General features: G+C 42.2%; 22 protein-coding genes. 21 read left to right on the top strand and 1 reads right to left on the bottom strand.

All coding sequences use genetic code 11. The annotated features are described in order from the left end of the window. Window positions 1–14: 14 nt before the first annotated feature. The 21 genes from U9Q77_08155 to U9Q77_08055 all read left to right on the top strand — a co-directional run bounded on the left by U9Q77_08155 (window position 15) and on the right by U9Q77_08055 (window position 21,522). Complete coding sequence (locus U9Q77_08155; GenBank protein MEA3287334.1) at window positions 15–350, top strand: iron-sulfur cluster assembly protein; 336 nt, start codon at window positions 15–17, stop codon at window positions 348–350. A gap of 187 nt (window positions 351–537) precedes the next feature. Further along, the gene (locus U9Q77_08150) at window positions 538–1,017 is read left to right on the top strand and encodes an Rrf2 family transcriptional regulator (GenBank protein ID MEA3287333.1); all 480 of its coding nucleotides are present in this window, start codon (window positions 538–540) and stop codon (window positions 1,015–1,017) included. Between the two features lie 196 nt (window positions 1,018–1,213). Then, window positions 1,214–2,599: a sigma-54 dependent transcriptional regulator gene (locus U9Q77_08145; GenBank protein ID MEA3287332.1), complete on the top strand. Its 1,386-nt coding sequence runs from the start codon at window positions 1,214–1,216 to the stop codon at window positions 2,597–2,599. 141 nt (window positions 2,600–2,740) lie between these two features. Next, the gene (locus U9Q77_08140) at window positions 2,741–4,345 is read left to right on the top strand and encodes a GspE/PulE family protein (GenBank protein MEA3287331.1); all 1,605 of its coding nucleotides are present in this window, start codon (window positions 2,741–2,743) and stop codon (window positions 4,343–4,345) included. A gap of 5 nt (window positions 4,346–4,350) precedes the next feature. Then, entirely contained in the window at window positions 4,351–5,574 is a 1,224-nt protein-coding gene (locus U9Q77_08135) for a type II secretion system F family protein (protein MEA3287330.1), read from the top strand. Window positions 5,575–6,647: 1,073 nt separating this feature from the next. Then, window positions 6,648–7,046 (top strand): prepilin-type N-terminal cleavage/methylation domain-containing protein, encoded by a 399-nt coding sequence (locus U9Q77_08130; GenBank protein MEA3287329.1) that lies wholly within the window; start codon window positions 6,648–6,650, stop codon window positions 7,044–7,046. Window positions 7,047–7,091: 45 nt separating this feature from the next. Continuing rightward, window positions 7,092–7,511: a prepilin-type N-terminal cleavage/methylation domain-containing protein gene (locus U9Q77_08125; GenBank protein MEA3287328.1), complete on the top strand. Its 420-nt coding sequence runs from the start codon at window positions 7,092–7,094 to the stop codon at window positions 7,509–7,511. Between the two features lie 1,020 nt (window positions 7,512–8,531). Further along, entirely contained in the window at window positions 8,532–9,050 is a 519-nt protein-coding gene (locus U9Q77_08120) for a prepilin-type N-terminal cleavage/methylation domain-containing protein (GenBank protein MEA3287327.1), read from the top strand. A 3-nt stretch (window positions 9,051–9,053) separates the two neighbouring features. Further along, the gene (locus U9Q77_08115) at window positions 9,054–9,824 is read left to right on the top strand and encodes a prepilin peptidase (protein MEA3287326.1); all 771 of its coding nucleotides are present in this window, start codon (window positions 9,054–9,056) and stop codon (window positions 9,822–9,824) included. Window positions 9,825–9,828: 4 nt separating this feature from the next. After that, window positions 9,829–10,782 (top strand): hypothetical protein, encoded by a 954-nt coding sequence (locus U9Q77_08110; GenBank protein ID MEA3287325.1) that lies wholly within the window; start codon window positions 9,829–9,831, stop codon window positions 10,780–10,782. Between the two features lie 391 nt (window positions 10,783–11,173). After that, the gene (locus U9Q77_08105; GenBank protein ID MEA3287324.1) at window positions 11,174–12,115 is read left to right on the top strand and encodes a hypothetical protein; all 942 of its coding nucleotides are present in this window, start codon (window positions 11,174–11,176) and stop codon (window positions 12,113–12,115) included. Between the two features lie 67 nt (window positions 12,116–12,182). Then, a complete protein-coding gene (locus U9Q77_08100) occupies window positions 12,183–12,596 on the top strand; it encodes a prepilin-type N-terminal cleavage/methylation domain-containing protein (GenBank protein ID MEA3287323.1) in 414 nt (137 codons plus the stop codon). Between the two features lie 585 nt (window positions 12,597–13,181). After that, the gene (locus U9Q77_08095; protein MEA3287322.1) at window positions 13,182–13,598 is read left to right on the top strand and encodes a hypothetical protein; all 417 of its coding nucleotides are present in this window, start codon (window positions 13,182–13,184) and stop codon (window positions 13,596–13,598) included. Between the two features lie 431 nt (window positions 13,599–14,029). Continuing rightward, the gene (gene pilM, locus U9Q77_08090; protein ID MEA3287321.1) at window positions 14,030–15,073 is read left to right on the top strand and encodes a pilus assembly protein PilM; all 1,044 of its coding nucleotides are present in this window, start codon (window positions 14,030–14,032) and stop codon (window positions 15,071–15,073) included. 1 nt (window position 15,074) lies between these two features. Then, a complete protein-coding gene (locus tag U9Q77_08085; protein MEA3287320.1) occupies window positions 15,075–15,677 on the top strand; it encodes a hypothetical protein in 603 nt (200 codons plus the stop codon). Continuing rightward, on the top strand, window positions 15,674–16,252 hold the full coding sequence (locus U9Q77_08080; GenBank protein ID MEA3287319.1) for a hypothetical protein: 579 nt from the start codon (window positions 15,674–15,676) through the stop codon (window positions 16,250–16,252). Before U9Q77_08085 ends, U9Q77_08080 begins: the two co-directional genes overlap by 4 nt. Then, window positions 16,249–16,800 carry a hypothetical protein gene (locus U9Q77_08075; protein ID MEA3287318.1) on the top strand — a complete coding sequence of 184 codons (552 nt, stop codon included), beginning with the start codon at window positions 16,249–16,251 and terminating at the stop codon, window positions 16,798–16,800. The genes U9Q77_08080 and U9Q77_08075 overlap by 4 nt, the downstream gene beginning before the upstream one ends. A gap of 1 nt (window position 16,801) precedes the next feature. Further along, entirely contained in the window at window positions 16,802–18,112 is a 1,311-nt protein-coding gene (locus U9Q77_08070; protein MEA3287317.1) for a hypothetical protein, read from the top strand. Between the two features lie 30 nt (window positions 18,113–18,142). Then, the gene (locus tag U9Q77_08065) at window positions 18,143–19,651 is read left to right on the top strand and encodes a response regulator (protein ID MEA3287316.1); all 1,509 of its coding nucleotides are present in this window, start codon (window positions 18,143–18,145) and stop codon (window positions 19,649–19,651) included. An 18-nt stretch (window positions 19,652–19,669) separates the two neighbouring features. Beyond that, the gene (locus U9Q77_08060; protein ID MEA3287315.1) at window positions 19,670–20,914 is read left to right on the top strand and encodes an MFS transporter; all 1,245 of its coding nucleotides are present in this window, start codon (window positions 19,670–19,672) and stop codon (window positions 20,912–20,914) included. Further along, a complete protein-coding gene (locus U9Q77_08055; protein ID MEA3287314.1) occupies window positions 20,914–21,522 on the top strand; it encodes a CoA pyrophosphatase in 609 nt (202 codons plus the stop codon). The genes U9Q77_08060 and U9Q77_08055 overlap by 1 nt, the downstream gene beginning before the upstream one ends. A 298-nt stretch (window positions 21,523–21,820) precedes the next feature. On the opposite strand, the gene U9Q77_08050 is transcribed toward U9Q77_08055, so the two are convergent. Further along, on the bottom strand, window positions 21,821–22,092 hold a 272-nt coding region (locus tag U9Q77_08050; GenBank protein MEA3287313.1), incomplete at its 5' end, for an HAD family hydrolase.

Below are 22,092 nucleotides of genomic sequence, written 5' to 3'. Positions count from 1 at the left end.
AACTGGACCCTATTATGCATGACAATATCCCTGAAATTGATCTGAAAGAAATTGAAGAGAAGATCATAGCGACCATCAAAACAATTTTCGATCCGGAGATTCCAGTAAATATCTACGACCTGGGCTTAATCTATGATGTTACCGTCACAGAAGAGCTGGAAGCGTATGTCAAGATGACCTTAACGGCCCCCAATTGTCCGGTCGCCGGTTCTTTACCGATCTCTGTCAAACAACAGATCTTACAGGAAGTGGATGAACTGGAGTTTGCAGATGTCGAAGTGGTCTGGGAACCCCAGTGGCACAAAGATATGATTACTGAAGCTGGGCTGTTGCAGTTGGGATTGCTTTAAAATTGAAAATAGTTACTGAATATGTTGATCTTCTGCAAAGAATCTTCTCAAGTCGCTTACCATGGGGGCAAATAATAGTCCATGCGTCCATTTCGACAAGTTCAATGCCTCGCTCTGCATTCGGCGCCTGTCCTGAGCAAGATCGAAGGGTAGTTAACTGGTTTTCCATAAATGGATCAATAGCTGCATGAAGATCAGTGCCCAGGAAGAGTATGGTATCCGTTGTTTACTGCATATCGGGCGAGAAACTGGTAGTGGTGGAAGTAGTATTTCAGCCATCAGTCAGGCTGAGCAGCTAACCACAGCCAATACGGCCAAACTAGTTCGGATTCTACGGATCAACGGTTTTGTGGAGAGCAGTCGCGGCAAAGATGGTGGATATACTTTAGCCAAACCAGCAGATGAAATTGTGCTTAGTGATGTGTTTGAGGTTTTGGGCGGCAAATTATTTGGAGTAGGTTTTTGTGATCACTTTTCTGGAACTGGTGAAGTATGCGCCCATTTTGATCATTGTACGGTACGTTCTTTCTGGTGCGCTATTCAATCTGTACTTGATCATGTTTTAAGTCAAACTACTCTAAAACATCTCATGGATCCAACCGGTTTGGGTTGGTGGGAAACCTGCTTAACGGCAAACCCACTACTATCTAAAACTGTAAATAAATAATATTATTCTACTTAGTGGAGGCTGAAGACCTTTTCGAAGTCCGCTAATGTGACAATTCTCACTTGGGAAATAAAATCTTACATTTGTCGTATATATACTACACATTTAGTCATTTTTTTTATATACTATGTACTGTCTGACAATGTTTCTTGTTCGACTGAATAAAGTGACTTAAAAATATGCAGGTGAGAATTGTATGAATGCCAAAGTAAAATCCATCGCCCAAATCCTGATCGTTGATGATGAACCGGATATTACTCATCTTTTTGAGAATTTCCTGGGGGATCTGGGATACAAGATTTTCACAGCTATCACCCCTGAAGTTGCCATAGAGATCTTTGAACAAGAGGATATTGATGTTGCTGTATTGGATATCAATATGCCGCGCATAAGTGGCTTAAAACTACTGGAACAATTTAAGCAGAGTAGTCCAGAGATTATCATCATTATGGTGAGTGCTATTCAAGATACTGACATTGTCGTGAAATGTATTCAGCATGGTGCTTATGACTACCTGGCCAAACCGATTATTGATCTTAACCAACTTCAGATCAGAATCACACGTGGGTTATCAGAGAAACGCATCCGCAGTGAAAATATAGCACTTCGCAAAGAGTTGAAGCGGCACACTGATTATCTTGACATTGAAGCTCACTCTGCTGTCATGCAGAAGATCCTGGAAAAAATCACAACCGTAGCCGACTATAATACAACTGTATTGCTAACCGGTGAATCTGGAACCGGTAAGGAAGTTGCTGCCCGTCTGATCCACTCACAGAGCCGTAATGCAAAGGGTTCATTTATCCCTATCAATTGTGGCAGTATTCCAGGCACTCTTTTGGAAAGTACTTTATTCGGACATGAAAAAGGCTCGTTTACTGGAGCCAATGAGCGTCGGAGCGGGGTGTTCGAAGAATCGCATAACGGAACTATCTTTTTGGATGAGATCACTGAAACGACACCAGAATTTCAGATACAATTGCTACGCGTTTTAGAGACCAGTGCCATTCGTCGTGTTGGCAGCAGTGTGGAAATACCATTAAAGCTCCGCGTTGTTGCTGCAACGAATCAAAATATTGAAGAATTGGTTAAAATCGGTCGATTCCGTGAGGATCTATATTTCAGACTAAATGTTTTTCATATTGAAATCCCACCACTTAGGGATCGCAAAGAGGATTTGCCAGTGATCATTGAGTATCACTTAAAACGACTTTCCAGTGTGATGGGCAAGAGTGTCACCCGAATTGCACCCAAGGCATTCCAAGTTTTTAACACCTATGATTGGCCCGGTAATATTCGTGAATTGGTAAATGTTCTTGAGAATGCGATGATCATGTGTAAGGATGATACCATCGCCGTTTCAGATCTGCCTGCCCATCTTCTCCACGGAGGAACTGCGATGCTATTTCAGAATGAACAGCACGTGGAAACGTATGCAGAAGCCAAGGAGGAATTTGAAAAATTATACTTCCAGGCTCTATTACAACAGGCAGAGCTAAACATCAGCAAGGCTGCACAATCAGCCGGTTTGAGTCGGCAGCATCTGCATTTAAAGCTAAAAAAACTGGGCATACAGAATTGACTCGATTTTGGCGAGTAAATCTGTGTCTGTAATAAAATAGCGACACAATCTCCCATATTCACCTTTTCACATTCCCACAATGCCGTTTAGATTATGAAGCGTAAAGAATTGCTGACAATCTTTTCTGCACTGAGAAAATAAATGGAATTAGTCAAAAAAGAATCAACCCCTAGTATTAGCACTATCCAAGCCAAGGGTATCACTGAGATTTATGGTACTTTTGGTCTTAGCCGGACAAATCTTAAGGGAATCGCCTCTTTTGCCACCAGTGCAGCATTGAAGATATCGGAAGAAGTATGTCAATTCCATCGTCTCGTCCCCGTGGAAGAGCTGGAAGATGGTACAGTTGTTCTGGCCATGGCTGATCCTCTGGATATGATAGCCCTTCAGATCATTCGAAGCAAGATCCAGAAGGAGGTCACAACGGTCTGGGCTGATCCGGATGACATTGAATTTGCCATCGGAACGATTTTCTCAGATAAAAATGCTTTTGAAGACACTCTACAAGATCTGGTTGAAGTAGAGGATGAGTTGGAAGAAGAGGAAGAAATCGATGAAGACAGCATCGATATCCTGCGAACGCAAGCCACTGATGCTCCGGCTGTTGTATTTGTCAACTCACTCCTGGTTCAGGCTATTCAAGAGCGAGCCAGTGATATTCACATTGAACCTCAGGAAAATAATCTCAGAATCCGGCTTAGAATTGATGGCATGTTAAGAGAGTTCCCACCGGCAAATCGTCGGTTGCAGTCTGGTGTGATCGCACGTATCAAGATATTGGCCGATCTTGACATTGCAGAACGACGGGTACCCCAGGATGGTCGTGTAAAATTTAAGATCATGGGGCGTAGCGTTGATGTAAGGTGCTCTACCATCCCTGGTATATACGGGGAAAAGATCGTTATGCGTATTTTGGATCAGGGTTCTATCTCCCTGAATATTGATGACCTTGGCTTCCCCGAGAAAAAGCTTAACCAGCTAAAGGAAAAAGCCAGAGCATCTACAGGCATGATCCTGGTGACCGGACCTACAGGGTCAGGTAAAACTACCACCCTTTACTCAATTCTCAATTTTGTTAATAGCCCGCAGTTAAATATCATTACTGTTGAAGATCCGGTAGAGTACCGGCTTTCTGGAATCAACCAGGTTCAAGCTCGACCGGGAGTAGGTTTAACCTTCGCTTCAGCACTACGTTCAATTCTCCGGCAGGATCCAGATATTGTCATGGTTGGTGAAATTCGTGATCTGGAAACGGCGGAGATCGCCATTAAGGCGGCTCTCACTGGACACCTTGTCCTCAGTACCCTTCATACAAATAGTTCAGTAGCAACTATCATTCGCCTGATAAATATGGGCATTGATAAGTACTTGATTGTTTCTTCAATTTCAGTCATTGTCGCTCAGCGCCTGGTAAGAAGGGTCTGCACGAATTGTCGGGTACCTGTCGAACCCTCAATAGATATTAAACTTTTTTTGAATCGACATAATATTGATATTTCGAAAGACACATATTATAAGGGAAAGGGTTGCAAACAGTGTTCCGGCTCTGGATATTGGGGGCGTTTTGGTATACACGAAATTTTGTTTATGGATGCAACTATAAAGGAGCTTATAATTAATGATGCTTCTGAAGCAGAGATACGCAAGGCAGCAGAGGAAGCTGGAACATTATCAGTTTTTCACGAGGGGCTTGATCGAGCTCGTCGTGGCCTAACCACTTTGGATGAGATTATCAGGGTAGCCTAGCAAATATGGGAAATTTTCGATACATAGCCGTTGATGAAAAGGGTAAACGTCGCGAGGGCACTCTAGGCGGCTTCACCAGGGAGGAAGTCAGTGCAGAGTTGCGCAAGATGGGTCTCAGACCGGTTAGTGTTGAACCTGTACGTCGAAAGAAGCGCTCTTGGAAACTCAGTGAGATAAACCTCACACCGCCCAAGGTTGACCCCACACTTAAGGTCATCTTTTTCAGAGAGCTGTCTACGTTGCTGGATGCTGGAATTCAACTGGTTGATGCCATTTCTATTGTACAACTCCAATTTGAAGATAAAAATTTCAAAAATGCTCTGGGTGAGATTCTAATATTTGTTAAAGCAGGGCATCCCTTTTCAGAGGCATTATCTGAACACCGAAATATTTTTCCCGGTTTCGTCATCTCCATGGTAAATGCTGCGGAAATGGGTGGTGGTCTGGATCAGATCCTTAGTCAGATAGCCATATACATTGAAAAAGAAGATGATGTTCGTAAGCGTCTTAGCTCAGCAGTCAGTTATCCAAAATTCATTGCCGGTTTCTTCGGAGTAGTATTGGCAGGTGTTATGTTTGGGCTTATGCCAAAATTTGCTGATATTTTCGACAGTTTTGGTGCTGAGCTTCCTGCATCCACTCAAGTGATGATTAACATCAGTGAATTCATGAGCACCCACATAATACTGGAAGCAATTATTGGTGGAGGTTTATGGATAGGCTTCAGGGCTTTCAAGACCTCGACAAAGGGCAGATATTTCATTGATAAACACATCTTTAAAACTCCCGTTGCCGGTCATATCATACATAAATCATTGATCGCAAGGTTTGCCAAAACTTTATCAGTTTTAATTCGGGCTGAAGTTTCAATCATCACCGCACTGAAAATTGCAGGTGATACATCAGATAATGTTTATATAAAAGAGATCTGTGAAAATGTTTCCACACAGGTTGCTCACGGCCGCAGCTTGGGTGGGCAATTGGCAAAATACGATGATGTTTTTCCAATTATGGTTAGTTCGATGATAGGAGTTGGTGAAAAATCAGGTGCAATGGCCATCATGCTGGAAAAGATATCTGAATTTCATGAAGCTGATTTTAATACTGCAGTCGATAAACTTTCAAAAACTATTGAACCAATTGTTATGGGTGGATTGGGCGTGGTCGTCAGTATCATCATTGTAACCCTTTATTTACCCATATTCCAGATGAGCTCAGCCATTCATTAGCAATATCAGTTTCAGTTCTATGCTGTCCATAAGTGATTTTTAAAGTGTGAACCGTTAGGCAAACCAAGTCCCCTCCTCGGCTTATCTCGGTGTAGTAAAACGCTGATGGAAGGGGCTAGGGGCGGATTAGTTATGGCTAATTTGGAAGCCTGATTGGCATTATTGCAGATTTGATCCGCGTTTATCATCCATACTTATTAAACCGGCCCATGTTATCCGTAAGTATATTTTACATATATATAGCCACAAAGTCACTAAGGCACTATGTTCTATAAAATCCCTGAATGGCTCTTTGAGCCTTTGCTTGTCCGGCGTAGCTCTTCCAGCGAAGATGGGTGTCTTCGTGGCAAAAGAACTTACACTGCTGCGAGGTGATGACTCCTGATGCAACCGGCTATTTCAGGCCAACTTAATATAACAGCAAGATGACAAGGCTACGTCACGTTAGAAGTCATCAGTATTCTTTGATATGGTCTGTTTCCTAATTTTAAGGATGAGAAAATCACTGCAATATTCTTGAATTACTTTTATAGCATGTATTATCAATTTATAGTCCCTTTTATTATTTTATCTAACCTTCCATATGATATTATAAACTGATTTTGTTTAAAGCATGTAAGTAGTATTATTATTACACACCTCTTGGTTTCACCTTATCGTCAACCAAGAATCAAATTTCTTTAGTCCAAATACTATCATTCTGCAAACAGAATATGACACATTCATATATTATTGTTATATATGATGTTATAGCAATATTAGTATCTATTATTATCAGTATTTGTGCCATATTCTTACTGTTTTAGCCTATCCGATATAAATAGATGTTATTTATTTATGACACTTCTAGTTGAAAGTGATCTCATGTTGCAGGATATATCTTACATAAAGCTGACGGTGAATTTTTTTATTACACATATATCATATTGTTTTGCATGTACTTATAAAATTATCTCGGTGTTGGCACAGCATTTGAAACTACTGCAGCCGTTATGAGAACAGAATATTTAACACAAATTAACAAAAAAATGTTTAAAGACATTGAAACAAACATCCTAGAGGAGGATACTAAAATGAGAAAGAATAGTGGTTTTTCGTTAGTTGAGTTAATGATCGTAATTGTAATTATTGGTGTATTGGCTGCCGTTGCTGTGCCGATCTACAATAATAATGTTACTAAAGCTAAAATGAGTGAATCTGATGCTTCACTTGGTAGCATTCGGACCCAGCTTCGTGTTTTTTATGGTGAGAATGGTGAGTATCCAACAGTAAGTCCTGCCGGTTATGTTATTGGAGCTACCTGGAATGATATCAGAACTGGTGAGATCACTGGTAAATATTTTACTGATTCTTCTTTTACCTATCTCAGCACTGATGGTTCCAACTATACGATTACATGTGCCGCTGGCGACATCCTTAGATCAGACCGTACCCTGAACCAGGCCGGAACACTTGCTGGTGGTTTAGAGTAAACGGTAGATCAGGTTAATTATCTGGCAATAGGTTCTTTGAAGCAAATGAATAACCAGGGCTACACTCTCGTTGAAGTACTGATCTCTGCCACATTACTTGCTATAATTGTACTAGGCACTGCTCAGTATTACACAGTGAGTCGCTTTGAGATCGAAAGAGGTATTCGCTCTCAACTCGCTTATGCCAACATGGCTTCACGCATGGAAAAGGCCATTGACCTAGGTTACGAATCACTTCAAGACAGTTTACCAGAATCTTCGGTACCCCTGACCCTCAATGGGATTCAGGGGTACCGTTCTACATTTGTCACGGGGATAGATGACACTTCTGACGGACTTGCTCCTGCAGATACCTCGATCCCAGATTATCTGGATGTCACAATTTCTTTTGCCTGGTTTAGTGCAGATAACGTGACGGATAGCTTAAGTTGCAGTTTTTCTGAAGAGCGCAGTTGGACCTACTGATCTAGATCCAATTAGTCGTTCACCTTCTTTTTTCTCTCTTACTCTTTTTATTTCCAAACAAAACTGATCTATTTGCTCCCTTCGTGTGAGAATAGACTTTGTGTCTGTTTATATTAAAGACCATCACGTCAGACTGTTCGTTCATATTTCTCCGCGCAGACAGTCTAAAAACTTGAAGATTGATAACCGAAATAATCTTTTGAATTGATAGTGCCATTTGAAAATACAATTGGTATTAGTTCACTACAAGCGCCTGTAAATGCATTTTAATTCATCCGAATCTCCTTTTCTGATCCAAACAGTCTATCATTATTGCCCCTTACAAAACGGGAATAATAACTGTCGTCAACGGGGGACTTCCTACTGCCGGGCACCAAAACCTTTACATATTCAGTAATAGAGTAGAAACAGCTTGCTGAAACCAATCAGCCCATGACAAGTTTTATCAAATGATCCTATTCCATTGGTGCAAACGCAGGTCAGATATCACCAGTATTATTCCCGCAGTCCATCAATCCTTACATGAAACAATTTTATTTGGAGCGCACTTGTCGATATTTATAATCCTAATACTAGATTTATACTCCACATACTCAATTCTGCAGTTTGAGAAAAAACCATAAATGTGTAATATTATTACTACATATTTTATTATAATGATTTATTTATCGGGGATGACTCAAGCGGATTATCTTTCATATGGTTTGGAGGGTAACAAAATATGACGATTATATATCGTATTATTTTATATAGAGTTAACAATGCTTATCTCTGCAATAATTGACATTTATTGTATCATTATTTAGCAATAACCAAGTCAGCAAGGGTTGTCATGTTGTATTTATATGACATATTTTCTCAATACATGATAATATCGGCATAATATTTATTACATATTTTAGCCATGAATCATAATATTACATAGTTAACTATATGTATATATTGCATTAATCATGCCTTCTGGTTAGTGGCATAGCATTTGACTCTATATGGTTCGTGATGAGAATCGGACAAACACAAATGCGAAATCAGACCAGGTCTACTTGGTCACACAGCCGAGGCTTTACTTTGGTTGAACTTATTTCTGCTATGACTGCCAGCATGATCTTGATCATGGGATTTGGTTCAGTCATCGTTTTCAGCCGTTCACAACTGACTCAAACAAATGTCAGAGTTGGTCTAGGCTACGATCAAGTTCTAATAGATAGATACGTTCGTACCAAGCTTACGACTACCGTCAGCGACTCAATGCAGATTTTCGTTGATGCAGCAGCTGAAGCCAGTTCAACAACAAGTACAACTGGAAGTATCCTTAGATCTGTAGATGCTGACTCGACAGTTTATCACTTGGGCATCACCGGTGGCTCACTGCAATGGATGATCGATTCGACTACTCATACTCCTGTAGACTGCGAAGTATCTGAACTGGTTTTCACAGAGCGCAATGGTAATCACAGCAAATTATTAAACCTCAGCATGAATTTGAGCTCCGCCGGCGATACCCTCGCCTGTGAGTGGTCAATTACTTTGAGGAATTAGGAGATGTTAAACCTTTTCGGTATTATTATCCTCGGCTGCGTTTTTGCTATTCTCAGTAATAACACGATTGACCAAACTCCTAAAAAGCGTAACTATTCTACTCCGACTCCCTACTGTCCATCTTGCGCTACTAAACTGTCATGGAATGACATGTTACCCTTCTGGAGTTATTTTCGGAACCGCGGTAAATGTCCTTATTGTAATGCAACCCTGCCCATCCGTAAACTCCTGGTTGATTTTCTTGAATTCGCGTGGGTTGCATTTTATATCTGGAAATTCGGATGGAGTTTTGAGGGCTCAATGGCCATGCTCTACGGAATGGCTCTTATTGGTATAATCTTCCTTATAAAAGAAAAACGTGAAATACACGATAGTCTTCTCATGATTATGGGTATGCTGGCAGTGATACATTTCCTGGCTTATAATCCTGACCGTTTCCCTGAAGCAGCAATCAGTATGCTTCTCGGTATTGCTGCATTGGCTTTGTATAACCTTGTGAAAATTTTCGCAACGGACGACAGCACTTTTGAATTGACCGAGATCAAGCTGGGTGCCTTGCTTGGCCTTTTCCTTGGAATGGAACTCGGATTAATTGCTCTTTTCTTTGCTTTAGCGGGTGGTGCAGTAATTGGCAGCATTAATGTAAAATATTTTAATAAGCGTTCTGACGAAGCTATGCCGCAGTTTAGTGAACTCATGGCTGCTGCGGGCTTGATTGCTCTTTTATGGGGACAAGAAATATTAACCTTTTATCAGTCAACGATTGTGGGGTAATAAAATGTTAGTCGCAGTAATTATGGTATTTGTGGTCTTCTCTTTTACCGGAGTAGCTGTGTTGAATGTTTCCTACTTATCCAGCTCTTCTTCAATGGAGACGATTAATAACATTAAGTTACAATACGCTGTTGAATCCGCTGTCAATGAATCATTGTGGCGAATCAATAGTGGTGCCGATTCATTAGTTAACTACAGCTCTGGTGGAATCACCACCGTCTGGGATTCCAGTACGCAAGTACTTTCTGTAAATGTTGATAAATTTCAGATGGAATCGGAGATTCTGCTTGACCTCTCTGAGGATACCCACTTTGATCGTGGTATTGCCGCCCAAGAAGAAGTGTATCTCGATGGAAATATTACAGGCCTAAGTGACGATCACAGAGCTAGAGGCAGATTCGGATTCTTACCGGAAGTGGATATGGAATATTTTTACGAGAATGCTGTGGAAGTTCACACGGAGAGTGGTTCATGGTACAGTGGTGTATCATTTGCTAACATGACCCTTGCTGATGGAATTCATATTTTTGAAGGTAATTATGTAACGCTGGAAGATGTTATCCTTAACTCCGGAACCATTGTATTGACAGGGCACCATATCAGGATCTGGGACGAGAATCATTTCACTGCTCCTCCAGCAGATTCAACTGGAGCTTTACCTGCTCTGGTACTCACTCACCCTTGGCAAACTCTGAATCTAGTCAGCCCTTATGGGAATGAGACAATCCTTGGTGCTATCTACTGCAAAAACACCATCTATCTTCAAAATGGTAACTTTTCAGGTCCCATCGTTGGACGGATTGTCTCCATGAGTGAAAACTTTGATTTTCTTGACACCGAAAATAACGATTACTTCCAGTGGACTCGTGGATTTGGTCATCGTCATCATTATGATTGGCCTAAGCAGATCGGTCGCTGGAGAATTCAGAAGTGGATCAAGAAACAGCTGCAAACCTAATAATACCAGAATACCACATTTGATCAAGTAAAAGAACCTCACAGCAATGAGGTTCTTTTACAATGTAGAATAATTTCCGCTATCTACTTATATATATTTATCTTAGCTGCGTAATATAAATATTCGTATCAACCAATAATCAATACCTGTCTTATATATACTACCCATGCAATCGCATATGTAATATAAAATTTACGGAATGCTTCTATTTCAGGCACTGTCTTATTTATGGAACAGTATAACATATTGTATTTTATTGTTTTATAAATTTCCTATTTCATTGGCACGTATATTGAAATATATGCTGCAGTATGAATGTTAAAATCACAATTAGCCCAAACACAATGCAAACAGTTGATACAATTGTGGTTGCAGAGTTAGAAGATCTATCATGTTAGTTGCAGTCATTATGGTTTTTGTAGTATTCTCATTCACCGGTGTTGCCGTTCTGAATATCTCCTATTTATCCAGTTCTACTTCAATGGAAACTGTCAATAATATTAAATTGCAATATACTGTTGAATCTTCTATTAATAAGGCTCTATGGAAGATCAATTCGGGTGTTGACTCCCTGGTGAATTTTTCTTCGGATGGTGTAACAGCAATTTGGGATTCCACTACCCAGGTCTTATCAGTGAATGTTGATAGGTTTCAAATGGAATCCGAAATATTATTGGATCTTTCCGAAGATACTCATTTTGATCGAGGTATTGCTGCCGAGGAGAGTATCGATCTAGATGGTAACAACGACGGACTAAGTGATGAACACAGGGCTCGTGGTGGCTTTGGATTCTTACCCCAGGTTGATATGGACTACTTTAATGATAATGCTGTAGAGATCCATACTGATAACTGGAAAACATTCGATGCTGCTGACCTCACTACAGAGGGAATCCACATATTTACTGGCAACTTCATTGCAATTGAAGATATTACACTAAATAACAGCACCTTGGTTTTCACCGGCTTTATGGTCTTTTTTAAAGGCGATAACTACATAACCGCACCACCAGCAGATTCAACCGGTGCTCTGCCTGCACTGGTCTTCACCCACCCATGGCAAAGCTTTGATCTCTATAGCCCCGCAGGTAACGAAACTATTTTAGGTGCCATTTATTGTAAACAGACAATCTTCCTGCGGAACGGTACTGTTTCAGGTCCCATCGTTGGACGTATCGTTTCCATGAGCAATAATTTTGATTTCCTGGATACTGAAAATAATGACTACTACCAGTGGACTCATGGGTTTGGTGAGCGTTCTCACTATGATTGGCCCAAACAGATCGGTCGCTGGAGAATCAATAAGTGGGCAAAGAAATCTATCCAATCCTAAGGAAGTCTTCATAGTCGCTGACTTCGACACTTTTCTAGAGTTCGTTAAACCTCCTGGAGGCTAAAAAATGAGCCACATGACGATAAGAAATGATATCACCGGTTTCTCGCTGGTTGAATTAATGATCGTTATTGTGATCATCGGCACCCTGGCCGCTATCGCCGTACCGATTTATAGCAATAATGCCACTAAAGCCCGGATGAGTGAAGCTGATGTGAACCTGGGTAGCATTAGATCCGATCTTAGGGTATATCAGTCCGCGCATGATGAATACCCCACCGTTAATCCCGCCGGCTACGTAATAGGTGCCACCTGGAATGATATTAGGACCGGCGAAATGACCGGCAAATATTTCACTGACTCCTCCTACACTTATCATTGCACTGATGGATACGCTTTTACCATCAGCTGCGCTCCTGGATCAGAATTACTTTCCCCACGAACCTTGAATCAATCTGGTGTCCTGGCTGGTGGTCTTTAATAACCGATACACTCCCCTGTAACAGACATCCTACAGATAGCCCTCTATGCACAGCTGGCTAAACCTCTGTTAAGTTAATTAATCTCAATTTCACTTTAGAATGCGCAGCATATTTATCTTACTTTTCTGCTAACGCTCCATTCCACAATATCCACTTCTCTTCTCCTGACCTCGTGGAATACAACCGCAACTGTCATATCTGGTTTATCCTGTTACGCACCACCTCTGCATAAGACCGTGGATATATCACCGACATCTATACTTCCTCAGTTGGAAAGACAACAGCCCTATCCTTTTCCAGAAAGCAAGCTTTACCTATAGTTGCTATAATATTTTTTATATAATATATATTATTTTATACTTTGCCTTTTAATTATTACAGGTAATATTGACGGTGCAATAATATAATTACAGTTTATTGATAGCTTACAGATGCTCATTTGGAAACAGATGTACTCATCTTGTTATTTATTATGCTTTTATGAACAACCATTTTGAAATGGCATATCATTTGACACTACAAAAGTGGTTATGCTTATTTGATAAAATTCGAGAGAATATATCAAACTGAGAGGAGAATACGACATGGGAGACTTATTCAGAAAAATATACGACTTGATCGGGTTTTCTCTGCTAGAGCTAATGATTATATTTTTTCTCATTGGTGGATTGGCTGCTGTAACTATTCCGATCTACAACGGCAATACCAATAAGGCACGACTATGTGAAGCAGATGCTAACCTCTGCAGCATAAGAACACAGCTACGAGTCTATTCCAGCAAGCATGGTAACTATCCCATCACCAACCCTGCTAGCTTTGTGGTGGGTGCAACCTGGAATGACATGCAGCATGGTGAGATCAGTGGTAAATATTTTTCAGACTCCTCCTATACTTACCTGTGTACCGATGGATCAAGTTTCACCATAACCTGTAAATCTGGGTCAACTCCTAATTCTGTACGAACATTAAACCAGTCCGGTACCCTTACTGGCGAGATTTGATTCTGCAATAACAGGCGATCCGATCGCCCAGTACAACAAGTTTAACCGTAATATTGCTACGGGGATGAATTGACGTTTATATTTGACAGCCTAACCCGAATATCTATTTTACAATCCATGGCATTCAAAACCATGATCCTGATTCCAGATATCTATTCGTAAAAAGTCTTGTGATACTCAAAACCTGCTCTATGAGCAGAAAAAAATACTTACCCGAACTTGGTTTCCTGGAAACCCACTCCAGGATCTAACGAATCCAGGTATTACTGCTAAAATCGTGAGTCTGTCCTAGTCAAATGGGTCTTGATATTCATATAAATTTCAAGCTTTTTGAATAGAAACATCCATGGGCATTTCTATATTCGTAAGCTACACTCAACAAAGGAAGTGAATCATTTGATCGAAAGAATAAAACCAAGCGTTTAGCTGACATGAGTAAACAAAAAAAAATCAAGATTGGTATCGATATTGGTAACAACTCCATTAAGCTGGCCTGCTACTATGTAAAAAAGAAAAACCGGAACCAATCACAATTACTTAAGTATGACTTTTTGGAAGAAGATGTGGTAAAGGATATTCGTGAGGTTAATGAAACTCACATCATGAACGGCATCAAAAGCCTGCTCTCGGAAACACCTTACCGACGAGCTGACATAAACGTTGGCTTGAGTTCGTCCTATCAGAATCTATTTTTTCTACAACTCCCCCAGATCGCTTCCCATGAGATAAAACAAGCCCTTTTTTGGGAGCTTGCTCCACTATTAGCAGACCCGGCTGATCAATATGATTTTGACTATGCGCTGCTTCCCCAGAATCAAAAGAAGAAGATCAATATTCTCCTGGCTGTCATAAAGAAGAACCGAATCGAATGGCTGCAGAAGGTATTCAAATCGCTTTCAACCAGTTTGAAGCTCCTGGAGACCAGCACACTTCCTACCGTTGACCTGTTTTATCGTTCGAATCCTAAGATGTCAGAGACCATTGGTATTTTACAGCTTGGTGGTAACAGCTCTCACTATACTATTGTTGACCCGGCTCAACATCCGGAATTCTTGTATCTCCCCTTTGGAGGAAACACCTTAAATCGCACCATCTCAAAAGTTGCAGGTATTCCGTTTGTTGAAGTGGAATATCTTCGACGGGGCGTACTTGAGTTAAGCTCGAATGGGGATCCCATCACCACTCTTTATATGCAAAACCCGAAAATTGAAAATCAACTTAAAGAACTTGCATTGACTATCCGAAAACTGAATTTCCGCCATTTTTACAACACTGGACAAAAAACTGAAAAACTGTATGTCACCGGTGGTCTGCTCAATGATTCATTTATCCGTTCCTTTATAACACTTTCCGAAGATATTATGGAAATTCCAGCCGAGATATGGGATCCTATCCCAGAACATTTTCCGGATATGGAGATCACCACCTCAAACGCCTATCAGTTTTCAACTGCTATTGGATTAGCCCTGAGGTAACATGGAATTTCAGCTTAACTTCCTCAGCACAACAGCAGATCAACGCGTTAAACGACACCTTAAACGCTTCTCCCTGTTCCTCTATTTGATCATATTTGGGGCAACCCTTTTTATCCTCTTCCGAACCCATCAAAGCCAGATATATATGGCTGAGGTGTTTGAAGGGATAAACGCAGGCATTGAAGGCAAAATTTCCAGTGTAGAACCCCGAATGCTTTTCCTGGAACGTAAGATCGGCGTTAGAAATCGACTCAGAAAGCAATCCGACCTATTCCTGCAACCCAGGAACCGGCCCAGTGTCTGGAGAAAGATGCTCATAGACATCACAAAAGCACTACCTCCTGATCTGGTCATTTCAAAAATTCTGACCAAACAAAAAAACAAGAAAAAAAAACAGACAGGTGGTCCAGACCTGACTATCGAGGGATATACCTATATCGAGGGTGGTAACCGGGATATTCTTTCAGTGGATAATTTCAGGAGCAACCTGCTTTTCAGCCTACCCATCTCAACCAACTACTCTGAAATTAAAGTTGAGAATAACCGCATCTATAAAGAAGATGATCGATTGAAACTTGTTTTTTCGCTGGGGCTGTACAAATGAAAAAGCAATTACAATTCTGGGTAGAAGCGGTACAGATGAAATGGGTGGTTACTTCTATAGTGCTTTATTTTGCCTTCACCGGCTCCTCCCTGCAAGTTCTTATTCTACCGGAAAGCCAACGCTACGACGAAGCTGTCCTCAGGCAAAATCAACTGGCTGAAACCTACATTGACCTGGTCAGCTTGGATATTGAAATGGCTATTACCAATCTGAACGTTCAATTGGGCGAACTGGATTCCCTGGAAGGGGTATTCAAGTCCCGCCTCCTTCAGAATACCAGGGTAAATGCCATCTTCCCGGTGATCGATAAGTTTTGTACTACCGCCCTGTTAAAAGTGATCACACTTGAGCCAATGAACAAGTTCAGAAATATTGGTAAAGATTATCAATCACATTTGATCCGGCTGAGCATGATCGGACGCTTTCCCGATTTTCTGGGTTTTCTGGATCTCCTGGAAAATCATACTGAGTGGATATTAATTGATAACATGTCTATCAAACCCCTCGATCGCAAAAGCTTTGCCAGATACGATCTGATCCTGTCTGTCCTGGTACCCCAGGAGGGCAAGAAGTGACCCAAAATAAATTCTTACCCGTATTATTGGGACTTGTTGTCCTCATTTCAGGTATGCTCTGGTACACAGGCTCGTATAAGACCTTATTCTCGAGCAATATTTCCAACCAAGTAGGAAACTCATTGGCTTTGGATCTGGAGACTTTGCAAATCACGATTCGTACAGTTTCATCACCTCTTATCGAAGAGTTACAGTTCGTCGAAGCCATTGATACTCTCAATGCAAAAGAATCGATCAAGGACTTGCGGAATCCATTTACCAAGGTCTATGTAGCACCTCCTCCAGAGGAGAAGCCCAAAGAAAAGCCCAAAGCGAAACCCAAGAAGAAGACCACCAAAAAACCTAAAAAACGCAAAAAGCGTATCGTACGGCCAAAGATCTCAATGACCGGTATAATCTGGGATCGTTCAAATCCGTATGCCATATTGAATGGTGACATTTACGGTCAGGGTGACCTGATCCAGGGTTATACTGTCCAGACAATTCAAGACACGATAATTTTTCTAGCCAATAACGATGATATCTTTTCTATTGTTATCGAGGAGTAACATGAAATCAAGAACTGTTTTGCTTAGATTCGTCGGATTGACCCTACTTAGTCTATGTATATTTATGCCTCCCCTGGTTCATTCACAAAGCCGGGGAGAAAAAATATCCATCACCGTAAAAGAAGTGAGATTAGAAAATGTCCTCCGGATCCTGAGTGAGAAAAGTGGCATGATATTTATCTCTGACCCGGAGATAAGAACCGATAAGATCACCTTGGACCTTCAGGATATCGCCCCCCTGGAAGCTCTATCCATTATGACTGAGCTTTATGACCTGGGGTTCCAACAGCTAGGAAATTCAGGGAAATACCTGGTTACGCATAAGGACGATATTGCCATACCCACCAGGATATCCTCCTATACCTGCCAATTTTCCGAATCGAGAGATCTGGCCGAAACCATCCGTACCTTTGTTACTCCGGATCTTGGGAAAGTCTATGGAGATGAAAGAACCAACATGGTGATCATCCAGGATACCCCTGGCCAGGTCGCGGAATTGACCAAGCTCATGGAAAACCTGGATGTGCATACACAACAGGTTAAGATCAAGGCAGCCATCGTTGAAGTATCCGTATCCGATGATCACGAACGAGGAATTCAATGGTTTACATCCCAGGATGGTTCTGAAGGAGAAAGCAGCGTTTTCGGGACCAATTTTGGCTACCGTGACAATACCTTCATTGACCCACTGATCATTCCTGTGCTGCCGGACATTGCTGCCGGTTTTGGGATTGGTATTGTTGCCCTGGATATCGATGTGATGCTGGGGATGTTATCACAAAGTAACGATCTCAATTTACTCTCAACCCCTCATCTCATGGTCCTGGACAATAAAAGAGCTGAGATCGAAGTGGGTGACCAGATCCCTTATCCGAAACTGAATGAATTCGGAATGGTTTCCTATGAATTTAAGAACGCAACAGTAAAACTTTCTATCCGGGTGCATGTTAATAATGATTCAACAGTGACAATTCGACTGGAGCCTCAAGCTAATTTCCAACAGGGACTGACCCCGGATGGTATTCCCATCATCTCCACGCGACGAGCGATGACGGAGGTTATCGTCAAAAATGGGCAAACGGTTGTGTTGGGTGGTCTGATGCAGGAATCCGACGTGGTAAATGTTCAGAAGGTTCCCATATTAGGATCCATTCCCCTCATCGGAGAATTATTCAAATCAACCCAGGTGGCCAAGAAAAAAACTGAATTACTGGTTATGCTGACACCTCAGATAGTTGATGTTTACCGCAATAGCGTAAAACGCAACGAACTAGAGCGTATTCCCAAAGATTTTCTTAAATCATTAAAATAGGTTCCGATCTATCAGGAAGACAGGTTACCCATGAGTCATATCCGAATTCTGATCGTAGATGATGACCCGTCATTGCGGAAGTATTTAACGCTCATGCTACAATCCATGCAGTATGAACTCGCCGGGACGGCTGCATCACAGAGCGAAGCTGAGAAAATGGCCCTGGAATTAAAACCGGATGTCATTATCATGGACGTGGTAATGGAGACCCGCAGGGCTGGTATTGAAGCAGCCCGAAAGATCTCAGATCATATTCATATCCCTATCATCTATCTCACAACGGATAACGAAGAAGAAACTCTGAAGCAGGCTTTAACCACAGAACCATTTGGCTATTTACTTAAACCGATTCAACCTGACAACCTCCGGGCAGCGATCGAGATCTCCCTGTTGCGATTTAAGGAAGAGATCAGTATGCGCGTCTATCAGGAAGCCCTGGAAGAAGCGAATCATCTGTTCAAGGGTATTTTCACCACCATGCAGAATGGCTATTATCGGGTGAGTAACGATGAACGGGTGATCCTGGCCAATCCGGCATTTTTAGATATCCTGGGATATCCCGAAGGTACCAATCTATCCGGTAAACAGATCGCAGATCTTAATTATGTCAATCCCAAGGATCGTGATAAACTACTGGACCTGGTCAATGAACACGACCTGGTTCATCTCCATGAATCTGAATGGAAACGGCAGGATGGGGAAGCCATAGCAGTATTGGAAAACATTCAGGGTTACCGGGATGACTCAGGGAAACTGCAATACTATGAAGGGACAGTTCAGGATGTTACTCAACTTCGCATCTTGCAGCAACAGCTTCAGTTGTCTCAAAAAATGGAAGTTATCGGGATCATGGCCAGCCGAATTGCTCATGAGCTCAACAATAAGCTCACTACCATCATGGGTTATGCCGATATCTGTGCCATGAGACTTCCCCGGGATCACGAAGTATATAAATATATACAAAATATTCAGACCTACTCCAAACACAGTGCCAGTGTGATCCAACAGTTGCTCAAGTTCAGTCGCAAACCTGACGCACAAGCACCTGTGATCTTTGACCTAAACGAATTTCTGCAAGAGCGACAGGAGATCGTGGAAGCGATCTGTACGCGCTCGATCTCAGTCCTTATCCACACTGAATCGAACCAGATTTTCGTTTACGCTGACAGTAAACAATTTGAACAAGCCTTTATCAACCTGATCATCAATGCCAGAGATGCCATGCCTGAGGGAGGCAATTTAACGCTCAGTCTCTCCAAGGAATCACACACCGCTCCCGGACGACGGACAAAAACTGCACCCCAGGGTGAATTTGTCAAGCTATCACTCACTGATTCAGGAACCGGTATCTCTACGACCCATTTGCAAAAGATTTTTGAACCTTTTTTCACTACGAAAAGTGAAGGCGTGGGCACCGGCCTGGGCTTACCGATAGTCAAAGGGATCATTGAAGCCAACCATGGTTTTATTAGTGTATCAAGCACTCTCGGAGTGGGAACGACTTTTGACATACTCCTGCCCCTTGCGGATGATCAATAAGTCTCCATCGATCGCTTTGTGACAGATCCTGCATCGGCACCAAACCGACTCCTTGTAAATCGTAATATTTCTTTTCTCTGGGTGGGACAACTTGTTTCCCAGGCAGGCGACAGCATTACCCATATGGCTGTTATCTGGCTTATGTTGGACATCACCGGTTCTCCATCACAAACCGGATTTATCGCTTTCGCCGCAACCTTTCCAGCCTTACTATTTGGACTCTTTTCCGGCGTATTAGCCGATTACTACCGCCGACGTACGCTTATGCTGATCAGTGACCTGGCACGCTTCTTTCTGATCCTGCTCATTCCCGTTGTTTACTCGATTGGATTGCTATCCCCCTGGGTACTGGCTGTAATCGTGTTCGCTGCGGCTTCATTTGGAACCCTATTCAACCCGTCCCGCGATGCAATAATTCCTGAACTTGTTAAAACACCTGATCTATTCAAAGTCAATGCGCTCATGCAGTCCACCGGATATCTAGCTTACTTTGTGGGTCTCTTTGGTGCCGGAATGCTCTTGAGTGCTCTGGGCATTATAAACCTCTTTTTCCTGGATGCTGCAACGTTTATGGTCTCTTTTGTGATGATCTTTCTCATATCCTACCGACGCTCAAGCCCCAGAGCGGTCAACTTTGAAAGCCGACATCTTGCAGAATTGAAAAAGGGTTTGAAATATGTCACGATTCAAGATCGACGGCTACTTTGGATCATCCTGATCACAGCGTTGAATAATTTCTTTATCATGGGACCAGCAGTGGTGGGAACTCCCCTGCTCATCAAAGAGGTGTGGGATGGAAGCGGTCAGGATTTCGCCTTTATCGAGTCCAGCTATGGAGTGGGAATGCTCCTGGCCACTTTTGGAGTTTACCGACTGGCCACAAGATACAAAAAGGGAATATGGCTTATGTTAGGTCTGATCTATGATGGATTGACCTTCATTCCACTTTTCTGGGTAGGCAAACTGGCGATTGATCCCTTCTGGTTAACCATCACTATCGTTTTTATCCATTCACTGGGGATTCCCTTCATTCAAGTAACTCGAACCACCCTCATTCATTCCATCGTCCCTGGTAATATGCAGGGTCGAGTCTTCTCAATGGTCAATCTAGCGGTAATTGGAGTCATGTCACTTTCAGTAGCCCTTACCGGTATCATGGCTGAATGGATATCTCCGCGGCTTATCTTTCTCATGATCGGGATCGGAGCAACCTTGACCGGTCTCCTGGGACTATCAATGAAAAGTATTAGAACGGCAGATTGATGGCTCTCTCGCGTATAATTGATGATCTAAGGGAAAACCTCAGCAAACCCTTACCTGGTTGGCCTGCTCAAAGCACTCTCATGCCGGAAGGACGCCACCGTGATGGGATTCCTGAAGACCTGCAACCTGCCTCTGTCTTGATCGCCCTCTATCCTCACAATGATGAATGGCACTTTCCCCTTATCAAACGGAGTGTGGATGGTTTTGCTCATAGTGGTCAGATCGCTCTACCAGGCGGTCGACAGGAAGGCACTGAGAGTGATATTGAAACAGCCTTGCGTGAAGCGGAGGAGGAAATCGACCTCAAGGCAGAAGCAGTGGAAATTCTGGGATTGACCAGTCCATTACCCATCCCGGTAAGTCGATACCTGGTCCAACCAGTGGTTGGATACATACACTCCAGGCCAATCCTGACCCCGGATGCCAGGGAAGTGGAACAGATATTCAGTGTGTCATTATCAACCTTGAGAAATATTGAAAGCCAGTTTGAGACTCATCATTTTGCAGGAAGGGGCTGGAAGATCCCCTATTTCGAGATCAACGGGCACAAGGTGTGGGGAGCAACAGCCATGATCTTGAGTGAATTCAAGGAGATAATATCCAAATAGAAACCCACGACTTAAGAGGCTGTGTGAGAATAGGGACAACGCTTACCCCATGCTTTAGCTTGGGGGTATGATAACCTACTGGTTCTATGGGCTTTAGCCCAGTATTGTTGGGCTAAAGCCCTCCTTTTTAATATTTTTATAACCCCCAGGCTGAAGCCTGGGGTAAGTATCAATAGTAACAGTACGATACGTAGATAACTAAAGATAATATTAGCAAGCAATTATTCCGGCGCAATGAAGTTCTCACACAGCCTCTTAAGTTGTGGGCTGCTAATCATCCAGGCTTGATAAAGATCGTTTATTTCTGAGGGACTCCTGCTAAACCAATCTCTTCAGCAACAGTTGCCAGAGCCTCTACTACAAATTGAAAATGTTCATTCTCATCCAGCTCAAGAGCCAGCATTCCGTTTGCGATATCAGCCCGATTCACACTGGCAGCAAAGGATTTTTGTTTCAGCTTCTTGCGAATTGATTTGGGGACAACCTCTTTCACGGCCCTGTTAGGTCGGACATAGGTGACTGCAAAAATAAACCCCACCAACTCATCTACAGCAAACAGTGCCTTTGCCA

The organism is Candidatus Neomarinimicrobiota bacterium (assembly GCA_034716895.1).
Lineage (GTDB): Bacteria > Fidelibacterota > UBA8477 > UBA8477 > JABMPR01 > JABMPR01.
The sequence above is the reverse complement of the archived record's forward strand: the minus strand, read 5'-3'. Positions and strand labels throughout refer to the sequence as shown.